9 protein-coding genes and 1 tRNA gene are annotated in these 8,454 nt (G+C 34.6%); 1 reads left to right on the forward strand and 9 read right to left on the reverse strand.

Annotation, left to right across the window (positions count from 1 at the left end):
* Nucleotide 1: 1 nt before the first annotated feature.
* The 7 genes from IPM34_06160 to IPM34_06190 all read right to left on the reverse strand — a co-directional run bounded on the left by IPM34_06160 (nt 2) and on the right by IPM34_06190 (nt 5,331).
* Entirely contained in the window at nt 2-484 is a 483-nt protein-coding gene (locus tag IPM34_06160) for a DinB family protein (GenBank protein ID MBK8955125.1), read from the reverse strand.
* Nucleotides 485-516: 32 nt separating this feature from the next.
* On the reverse strand, nt 517-1,041 hold the full coding sequence (locus IPM34_06165) for a DinB family protein (protein MBK8955126.1): 525 nt from the start codon (nt 1,039-1,041) through the stop codon (nt 517-519).
* Nucleotides 1,042-1,046: 5 nt separating this feature from the next.
* Complete coding sequence (locus IPM34_06170) at nt 1,047-1,511, reverse strand: GNAT family N-acetyltransferase (GenBank protein MBK8955127.1); 465 nt, start codon at nt 1,509-1,511, stop codon at nt 1,047-1,049.
* A 6-nt stretch (nt 1,512-1,517) separates the two neighbouring features.
* Nucleotides 1,518-2,588: a GNAT family N-acetyltransferase gene (locus IPM34_06175; protein MBK8955128.1), complete on the reverse strand. Its 1,071-nt coding sequence runs from the start codon at nt 2,586-2,588 to the stop codon at nt 1,518-1,520.
* 16 nt (nt 2,589-2,604) lie between these two features.
* The gene (locus tag IPM34_06180; protein ID MBK8955129.1) at nt 2,605-3,141 is read right to left on the reverse strand and encodes a GNAT family N-acetyltransferase; all 537 of its coding nucleotides are present in this window, start codon (nt 3,139-3,141) and stop codon (nt 2,605-2,607) included.
* Between the two features lie 2 nt (nt 3,142-3,143).
* Nucleotides 3,144-4,370 (reverse strand): rhodanese-like domain-containing protein, encoded by a 1,227-nt coding sequence (locus tag IPM34_06185; GenBank protein MBK8955130.1) that lies wholly within the window; start codon nt 4,368-4,370, stop codon nt 3,144-3,146.
* Between the two features lie 439 nt (nt 4,371-4,809).
* On the reverse strand, nt 4,810-5,331 hold the full coding sequence (locus IPM34_06190) for a DinB family protein (protein MBK8955131.1): 522 nt from the start codon (nt 5,329-5,331) through the stop codon (nt 4,810-4,812).
* 154 nt (nt 5,332-5,485) lie between these two features.
* Here IPM34_06190 and IPM34_06195 point away from each other — a divergent pair, with 154 nt between their 5' ends.
* Nucleotides 5,486-6,958 carry a PLP-dependent aminotransferase family protein gene (locus IPM34_06195; GenBank protein MBK8955132.1) on the forward strand — a complete coding sequence of 491 codons (1,473 nt, stop codon included), beginning with the start codon at nt 5,486-5,488 and terminating at the stop codon, nt 6,956-6,958.
* A gap of 428 nt (nt 6,959-7,386) precedes the next feature.
* On the opposite strand, the gene IPM34_06200 is transcribed toward IPM34_06195, so the two are convergent.
* Together IPM34_06200 and IPM34_06205 are read right to left on the reverse strand one after the other, a co-directional pair.
* Nucleotides 7,387-7,460 (reverse strand) — tRNA-Pro (locus IPM34_06200).
* Between the two features lie 381 nt (nt 7,461-7,841).
* The gene (locus IPM34_06205) at nt 7,842-8,354 is read right to left on the reverse strand and encodes a DinB family protein (protein MBK8955133.1); all 513 of its coding nucleotides are present in this window, start codon (nt 8,352-8,354) and stop codon (nt 7,842-7,844) included.
* Nucleotides 8,355-8,454 lie beyond the last annotated feature (100 nt).

Below are 8,454 nucleotides of genomic sequence, written 5' to 3' on the forward strand. Positions count from 1 at the left end.
ATCACCAATCACCAGCATAGTTTAGTGATTCCCTGGATTTAGATTTTAAATAATGAAACTTAATGCCAACAATTTGACGGATGTGTAAATAATCATGCGCTACCCAGTTTTGAAGAAACATGGTTGCTGATAAGATTCCCAATTTAGGATGACTGTAAAAATTCTCCCATTTTGGATTTGAAAGTTTGTTAAGCCAGTCTATTGAAATTTTACGTTCAGCATTAAAATTAGCTAATACTTTCTTGAAATTTTGCTCCTGATATTTCCTTTCTGTAATCCATGCCACAGGATTAATTGAAGACATCTCCTTTTGAGGTGTTTGCAAAACATGCTTTAATCGAAACCGAAAATCTTCACGTTCTTCATCTACCAAATGGCAAATAATATCAAGCAGATTCCACTTATCGGGTTGGGTCCTCCATAAATTTACATCGCTGTCTAAACCGGATAATAAATTCTTTATTACTTTTTGGTTAGTTTGCAATTCATTTATAAGTTGTGAATATTACATAATTTTTATCGACTAAGTATTGGAAGAAATTTCTCCCAAGGCCCAACTTCCAATCTATATTGCTTAGCCATGACACGTGCTATTTGACCAATATGGGCTAAGTCATGGGCTGTCCAGGTTGCGAGTAACTGACTAAGAGTAATCACCCCCAGTGATGGATGCTGAGCTCTTTTGACGAGTTCAATTTCGGTTAGGTTTTTTGATTGGAGAATTTTAATATTGGCTTTACGCAATTTATTAAACTCTTTAATTAACTGATCTAAACTTTTGCCCTGGGAATATTGAAACTGTGCGAATCTATCGAATGGTTCAAAAACTGCCGTAGGATCATCTGCAAGAATTATGTTCATGCGCGGAATCCAATCCGTTTTTTCTCCATGAATTAAGTGACCTACGACATCAAAAGGAGAAAATGTGTTTTCACCTTCATTGGGTTTTGACCAATCATCTGAAATTCCAAAAAGTAATGTTTCTAAGACCATAGGAGTACGCTCCAAAATTTCGATTGATTTTTCAACTGTAAATTTCATTTTGATTAAAGTTTTAATTCATATGTTTGATCTATTCTATCATTAATAATCTTTGGTTTTACCGGTTTGAATCCATAACTCTTATAAAGGCCAATTGCCTCATGAAGAACGTTAATTGTATCGAGAGTTACTTTTTTACATTGATTAGACTTTGCATATTGTAAAATAAAATTCATCATCAGTTTTCCTAAACCCTTTCCTCTTAATTCCTTTTTGAGAAACATTTTTCTTAATTCAAACTCACCTTTAGCGGCTCTTACCACGCTAATAGTGCCTACAATTTCATTTTCAAAACTTACAAGTACAGCAAAATATCCTCCTTTTCCAAAATAATTTGCTTCGATATTGGAAAGACTACTGTCCTGCCCTTCTTCATCGGGAACTAATCCATATTCTTGCAAAACACCAAAAATTAAGTTTTTAATTTCGGGAATATCTTTGTTAGTTGCTCTTCTTATTTTATATTTCATTAACAGTCAGTTTTTATTCCAGTTTTGTTTATTTATTTGATATACATAGTTCAGTTTGTTGTCCTCACCATAATAAGACATTTCCTGTGCACCAATTTTTACGGCACCAATTCTTTCTATGGCTTTTTGAGATCGTATATTATTTTCACCAATGTGAAAAATAACATTGTCGACAAACGAAAATACATGATTCAATAAGAGTTTTTTTGCTTCTCTATTATACTCTTTACCCCAATGTGACCTTGATATAAACGTGTAGCCAATTGCAATGGAGCTTTCGTTTAGATTTAAGTCGTAATATCTAGTTGAACCAATCAAGTTGCATGCATTATCATAAATTAGAAATGCACTTTGGGATTCAAGTGCCCCTTTGAAAAAAACTTTGAAGACTTCTCTTTTGTATCTGTTTTTGTTAGGATGCTGTTCCCATATAAGAGGATCGGAAGCTACCCTGTAAAGATCTTCAAAACTGGAATCATATATTGGTTTTAAATAAACAAATTCACCCGTTAAGATTGGTTGCAATTGCTTAAGCAAATTAAATTTTTCAGCGGTCATCAACCATCTTTTAACCGGCTGTTCGAAACATATCCAACCCGGGGTTGTTGTGTATTCTTTGATAAAATCAAATCCGACTTTTTCTAAAGCTTTATTTGGTGCATTGTTTAAAGTAAAGGGTTCACAATGCAGTTTCTTGATTCCGAAATCTTCGAAGTAATGTTTTAGTGATAATCGAATTAATTCCGTACCTATACCAGCTTTTCTTTTTGTTGCGTCCCACATATGTAAATGCATAAATGCTTCTTTATTGTAATCAATATTTGTGAGATTAGAATGTCCAATGGCTTTATCATTAAAAAGCCATATGAGGTAATAGAATTTGCGTGATTCCACAGGTAATAAAAGATCATCAGAAATCATTTGAATCCAGTTTTCCCGCATAGGCAATTTTTCAGGATTTACACCCATTTCATTTAGAAAATCTTTACTGGCGTTTAAGAAATAATTTACGATTGAAGTTATATCTTTTTCTTCAATTCTTCTAATTGAGATTTTATCATTGGATTCTATATTCATTTTATTTTGACTTTTTTTAATCAGCTACTAAAATGTTATAATATGCAATATTAACTATGACGTTATAGTAAGTTTTGTAATCAGTTTTAAGGACTCCCTCGAGTTTGATTCCATTCTTTGCAGCAACTCTTTTACAGGCTTTGTTTTCGGCTCCAATTCGCAATATCAGCTTATTAAGTTTTTTTTCTTTGAAACCATATTTCACCATGGCCTTAAGTGCTGCAGAGGCTATACCTCTTCCTTTAAATTCACGATCGATAAAAAAACCAATTTTGGCACTTGAAATTTCCCAATTAAATTCGCGGAGTGAAATACATTCAATAAATTGCTTATTGGACTTTAAAGTTATTGAATAGTAATATTGAATATTTTTCTTTTCGAGATTAATTCTATACCGATTCAATTTATTTGTGTCCTTTAAATCATTTGTTCCCTTCATTATATGAGGAAAATAACGAGCAAAACTTTCTCTGTTATTTTGTACCAGATCAAAGAAATTATTTGCATCACTTATTTTGATTGCAACTATCTTATATTTTCTAACTGAATTCATTCTTAAAACATATCAGTATGGTTTTCAAAAATTTCAACCACCAATTCAAATCCAGGAATATTTGAATGGCTATAAACTAAGCTCCATATTCCGTTTGAAAGACAATAAATATTGGTATAACCTTGTTCCCTTAATAGTTTACTGAAATAATACGCTTTATAATCTGAACCACAAATGAAAATCAATGACTTTTTATCAGCCGGAATAGCAGGGGCAGTTATAGAGCTGATATTTGGTAAAAGATTTTTTGAGTTTTTAATTCTACCAATATTTCTCCAAAGTTCTTTTGATTTATTATTATACTCTTCAGGAGTCCTTACATCAAGAACAATAATATTTTTGGAGCTTGTTATTAATTTGAGTGATTCTTTTGCCCCAATGATTTTGTAGTTTGGCTCATTCTCAAGAAAGGACTTTCTGTATTTGCTCCCTGACTCAGTATTTACATAAACTGCGTTAAGCCCGCCCATTAAATTATATACCCTTTGAAATCCATTTTCAATCAAATATTTTGAAACGATACCACTTTTTTGACCATACAAATCATAAATCAGTAATTTCTTGCTTTTATGTTCAAGTAATTTCTCTAAATCAATTTTTCCGTCTTTCTCGGCAAGATTTATTGAATTACGCAAACGACCCAGGTTATTTGCCTCAATTGTATCTTTACAGTTAAATTGTACTGCTGAGCGAATATCTACGATCACAAGTTCTTTGTTTTTTTTATAGAGTGAAAACGCATCTGTAACTGATATTAGCTGGTAGGGTAAATTAGTAGTTAACAAATCTTCTTTTCCGGGAAAACATTTCTCGTTGGCTTGATTCATCCAAGTCATTCCACCATTTAAATTGTAAAGTTGTTTAAATCCATTTTCGGAAAGTTTTTTTCCAACTCTGCGGCTACGCTGACTATGCGAACAATAGAGCACAATGGGTTGACCCATGTATGATTTTAATTTGTCCATGTTCTTGTCTATTGAATCGATTGGAATATTAATAGCACCTATTATCCTCCCTTGGTTCAGATTTCCGAATCTGCTTGTATCTGCAAATTCTCCTGGACTTCTGACATCAATTAATACATAGGTCGGGTTTTCCTGCAGGAATTTTCTTAAATCTGCCGGGTATAGGGTTTTGTATTGTACGTTATCATTTATAAAATCTGTTTGAGATAATATGGCAGGTTGATGAGCCCAAAAAAGAACAATTATGGTTAAGATTTTCTTCATTTTCTATTAATTGATTTTAGATTGATAAAATTTACTTAAAACAATTCCTGTTAAGATGTCTACAATAATTAGTTGCAACGCCATACCGAATATCAAAGCTTTAGGCCAAGGTACAATAGGAATTAGACCCAATACTCCAAACTCAAAGGCCGAGTCCATTAACAAGCATAAAATAATTCCGGAATTTAGAATGTGCTTTATGAATCTTATGTAAATAAACCCTTTGATTTTGATGATTGCTAAAAAATATCCAGGCTATCGGGACCAGTCTATTCATTGTTTCAAGTGGTAACCAAATTTTTTCTGATTCGATCCAATTTTGTCTGAGTAATAACGTATTTATGGCAATATCAATTATTAAAACTCCAATAAAGGAAAGTACAATACACAATAAGGCTTTTATATAATTGAGATTTTTCATGTGCAGTTAATTAAATATTTAAATCAGAGGTTCGTATTTTTCCTTAATTATTTTAAAATGGTGGTTTTGATGACCGATTATTACAAAGCCTATTGACGTTACAGAAATGATTTTATCAAAGCAAACTCCTGTATTTTCCAATACAGATCCATCAAAACTTTTAAACAATTGAAACGTTGATATTCGCAACGTCTTAAACTCATCAATTATATCCGTTAACGATCTACTATTTGCAAATGATCCTTCAGCAAATAAATTTTCATCGAAACCCGGCAATGGTGTGGTGTCTTTACGGGCGAAACATAGTGCTCTATAACAGAAGATATGTTCTGTATCTATGATGTGTTGTATGATCTCATTAACAGTCCATTTATTTTGGGCGTATGTTTTGAGACCAATGTTTTTGAGGCTGCATATATCTATATCCATTATCGTTTTATGGGAGTGACTAAAAGCATTAAGTAAGTTATCAGCTTCGACCAAATTTGAATAGCGGTCGAAATATTCGGGCATTGGATTGATAGTTAATTTTGAGATCATTTTGTTAAATATATTATCTTACAAATAAATCAAACCAATATCTTTCTTTACGGATTCTCCTAACGAGCTTGTTATTTTCCATTTATTTTGAGTAAAATTAGTTAACTTTGGACTACTTAAATAGTCCAGATTAAACAGTTTAAATAGTCCACTTATGTTGCCATGGAAAACCATGATAGAAATTGACAGTCGTTCGCATGTCTCGATATACCTGCAAATAGCCAACTGTATTATAAAAGGTATTAAATCCGGAGTTATAAAGCCTAATCTAAAAATGCCTAGCAGCCGGGAGCTTTGCAGTTTATTGAAAGTTCATCGCAAAACAGTCGTAAACGCATACAGTGAATTGGATGCCCAAGGATGGATTACCTCGAAACCCTATAGTGGTACTTTTGTTAGTGAAAATCTACCCGTAACAACACCTGTAAAATTCAGCTCGATTCACTATCGACTTCTCAATGTTGATCAGACCGAATATAAGATCAAGGTAAACGACCAGCTTCATACGCCATCAGGTACTTTTAGAGAAATGATTGGTTTTCATGATGGACCAGATGTCAGATTAGTGCCGACCACAGAATTATCCAGAGCCTATCGAAGGGTATTGAATCGTAAAGCAGGCTTCCTTAATTTATCATACGTTGATGTTGAAGGGAAGCAATTACTAAAAAAAGTTCTCTCAGAAGACATGAATGTTTCAAGAGGGATGAACACCACCCCTAACAATGTTTTCATTACCAGGGGCAGCCAAATGGCTATTTACATGCTAAGTGAAGTACTTCTGCAGAAAGATGATTTAGTCATTGTAGGTGAAGTGGACTATTATTATGCTTGTAAGTCTTTTACTCATGCCGGGGCTAAATTGGTTAAAATAAAAATTGATGATCAAGGCATTGATGTAGATCAAATCGAAAGCATTTGCAAGAAAAGAAAAATCAGAGCTGTTTATGTAACTGCTCACCATCATTTTCCAACCACAGTTACTTTAAGTGCTGCAAGAAGAATGAAATTATTATCGCTTTCTGAACAATATGGATTTATAATACTTGAAGATGATTACGACTATGATTTCCATTATCAGAGTAATCCAATTTTGCCTGTGGCCAGTGCAGACAGAAGAGGAATGGTAGTTTATATAGGAACATTAAGTAAGACTATTGCACCTGCTTTTAGAATTGGATATATTGCAGCTCCGGTCAACCTAATTAAAGAACTAGCTAAACTCAGACAAATAATAGATGTGCAAGGTGATCCCTTATTGGAGCAAGCAATTGCAGAATTATTTGTTGAGGGGGAGATCCGAAGACATATGAAAAAGGCTTTGAAGGAATATAAACAAAGGCGAAACCATATGTGTGCATTACTGAATGATAAATTAGGAGAAGCAATTGACTTTAAAATGCCGGATGGTGGTCTTGCTATTTGGGCGAAGTACGACAAGAAAATTAATTTACCTGAATTATCTGCTAAGTTGCGAGAAAAAGGCATCGTACTTTCCAGTGGTTTAGTTCATGACGCACTTGCTGAAAAAAAATTGAACTCTAATAGAATGGGATTTGGATGGATGAATATTAAAGAGACTGAAAAAGCAATTGATATTTTATATAAGACAATTCATAAATTATAGGCCTCATGATTCATTAAACAACAAATCTCCTATTGAATTTTTAGAAAATGTTTAATTTTAAATCTCTATTTCTGAATGGTCCAAAATCAGGGGAAGCTTACAATGCCATTTTTCCCAATATTGGCGAAATTTAATTAAACAAGAAAGTTTCTTTTTAGATACCTTCATAAATATTATTTCGGAATGATATATACCAATTCATAATGAAATTAGGTGTCCAAGTTACAAATTTGGGCTTGCATTTAAATATTTGAGACTATGAGTTAAATATTAGTCCCATTAAGAGTTAATCCAAGTTTAGTGGGAGTATTGAGATATTTTGAATGACATAGTGCCTCGAAGCTGATTATAATTGGCGTTTTATTCAATTTATATGCAAATAAAAAAGGAGTTATAAATTGTACTGTTATAACTCCTTGATAATCAAGTCGGGGCGAAAAGATTTGAACTTTCGACCCCACGCCCCCCAGACGTGTGCGCTACCAGGCTGCGCTACGCCCCGAATTCGGCATGGGTGTGGGTGTGAGGGTGTGAGTGTGTGGGTGTGAGTGTGTGAGTGTGTGAGTGTGTGGGTGTGAGTGTGCCTGCCCGACTGACGTCAGTCAGGCGGGGGTGTGAGTGTGAGTGTGAGTGTGAGAGTGGGTGTGGGTGTGGGTGTGCCTGCCCGACTGACGTTAGTCAGGCGGGGGTGTGTGGGTGGGTGTGTAGGAGTGTAGGAGTGTAGGAGTGGGTGAGTGAGAGAGGGTGTTGGAGTGGGTGTGAATGTGTGTGTGGTTTTGAGTGTGAGTGGGGGTAAGGATTGGCAAATAAAGATTTGCCACAGGTGCAAAGATAAACGACGGATCGGGCAATCAAAAACTGGAGCGTGAATACAGTCTAAAATCTACACCCAATCTCCGGCATAATTCAGGTGAACGGAGCTTACTTTGGCCAGATAATCGTATTTCAGACGAAGGATCTGTTTGAAATGCAGGTAATCGTGTGCCAGCCAGTTGCTTAAAATGTAATAAGCTGTCATCTTGCCCAATTTTGGATGGGTGAAGAAAGCGTCCCAGATCGGTTCATTCAGGGATTTAAGCCAATGAATTGATTTTTCCCTTTCGTGCATAAACTCCTTGACTTTTTCAAAATAATCCTGCTCCATGTATTTTCTGGACTGCACCCAACCCTGAGGATCAATGGCTTGTAATTCTTCGGAGGACCTGTGTAAGGCCAGATCCACCCGCATCCTGAAATCTTCCCGTTCTTCGTCGCACAAATGGCAGACAATTTCTAGCATGCACCATTTTTCGGGAGCCTGCTTCCACCTGATAAATTCATGTTCGTGTAGTTCCAAAAAAACCTTGAAAAGCTGATGATTTTTCTCCAGCTGACTAATGATAAATTCTGCATTCATGACTGCTGCGAAATTAATACGGATTTACAAAATTCAAACCATTGACAATCATAACTTTATAGTTTAACATTACATATCTTTTTGAATTACAATAATTTAA

This window comes from Saprospiraceae bacterium (assembly GCA_016716185.1).
GTDB lineage: Bacteria > Bacteroidota > Bacteroidia > Chitinophagales > Saprospiraceae > Vicinibacter.

Coding starts and splice junctions, on each gene's coding strand:
- IPM34_06180 (MBK8955129.1), bottom strand. CDS start 3,141: ATGAATTCAGTTAGAAAATATAAGATAGTTGCAATCAAAATAAGTGAT.
- IPM34_06175 (MBK8955128.1), bottom strand. CDS start 2,588: ATGAATATAGAATCCAATGATAAAATCTCAATTAGAAGAATTGAAGAA.
- IPM34_06190 (MBK8955131.1), bottom strand. CDS start 5,331: ATGATCTCAAAATTAACTATCAATCCAATGCCCGAATATTTCGACCGC.
- IPM34_06205 (MBK8955133.1), bottom strand. CDS start 8,354: ATGAATGCAGAATTTATCATTAGTCAGCTGGAGAAAAATCATCAGCTT.
- IPM34_06185 (MBK8955130.1), bottom strand. CDS start 4,370: ATGAAGAAAATCTTAACCATAATTGTTCTTTTTTGGGCTCATCAACCT.
- IPM34_06165 (MBK8955126.1), bottom strand. CDS start 1,041: ATGAAATTTACAGTTGAAAAATCAATCGAAATTTTGGAGCGTACTCCT.
- IPM34_06170 (MBK8955127.1), bottom strand. CDS start 1,511: ATGAAATATAAAATAAGAAGAGCAACTAACAAAGATATTCCCGAAATT.
- IPM34_06195 (MBK8955132.1), top strand. CDS start 5,486: ATGTTGCCATGGAAAACCATGATAGAAATTGACAGTCGTTCGCATGTC.